The sequence below is a fragment of the Halalkalibacter sp. HAAS-P013 genome, assembly GCF_056619925.1.
In genome coordinates this window covers 1-1,064 of sequence record NZ_JBWQTU010000052.1, presented here as the reverse complement: position 1 = coordinate 1,064, position 1,064 = coordinate 1, and the positions used below count along the sequence as shown (strand labels likewise).

The window sequence follows — 1,064 nt, the reverse complement described above, 5'->3', positions numbered from 1 at the left end:
TGCTTTTCACCTTTCCCTCACGGTACTGGTTCACTATCGGTCACTAGGGAGTATTTAGCCTTGGGAGATGGTCCTCCCGGATTCCGACGGGGTTTCACGTGTCCCGCCGTACTCAGGATACACTCTGGAGGAAACGAAGTTTCGGTTACGGGGTTGTTACCCTCTACGACAGGCCTTTCCAGACCGTTTCACCTACTCCATTTCTTTCTTACTCCGTATAGAGTGTCCTACAACCCCAAGAGGCAAGCCTCTTGGTTTGGGCTGTTTCCGTTTCGCTCGCCGCTACTTGGGAAATCGCATTTGCTTTCTCTTCCTCTGGGTACTTAGATGTTTCAGTTCCCCAGGTCTGCCTCCTCGTATCCTATGTATTCAGATACGGGTACCATCCCATTACGGATGGTGGGTTCCCCCATTCGGATATCCTCGGATCAAAGCTCACTTACAGCTCCCCGAGGCGTTTCGCCGTTCGTCGCGTCCTTCTTAGGCTCCTAGTGCCAAGGCATTCACCGTGCGCCCTTTCTAACTTAACCAAATTGCTACAGATAACCTTCGTATTTCTTCGTCAGCTTCGTGATCCTCAGTCATGTCACGTACGAGTGTACGCTCCATTCTTTCGGCCACTTGCTTCCTCGAACTACTCGGTTCTCTTTGCAATTACATTTTGGCTGCAGATCTTCTTCGCATTTCTTCGTCAGCTTCGTGGTTCTCAGTCATGTCACGTAGTAAACTACGCTCCATTCTTTCGACCACTCGCTTCCTCGAACTGCTCGAAGCTCTTTGCCAAAAACGATCTATTTGAAAAATCGTTTAAGACATTTTTAAGAAAATGTCAGTGAATTCTTGACGTTCGTTCAACTTCTCTTATAAATAAGATACCGATGAACTTACTATTGTTTCTATTGCATTATCTAGTTTTCAAAGAACCAAAAGCTACTGATCTATTTTATATCAAATCAGTTTCTTCTATATTAATTGAGAGTAAGTTCTCTCAAAACTGAACAAGGCTACTGACTTCAATTACATCATGTAACACTTCTCAGTGACTGCTACGTGCTGCCTTGCTC

1 rRNA gene is annotated in these 1,064 nt (G+C 45.6%); it reads right to left on the bottom strand.

Annotation, left to right across the window (positions count from 1 at the left end):
- Window positions 1–530 (bottom strand): 23S ribosomal RNA (locus AC1FXP_RS23450); the annotation flags it as partial.
- Window positions 531–1,064 lie beyond the last annotated feature (534 nt).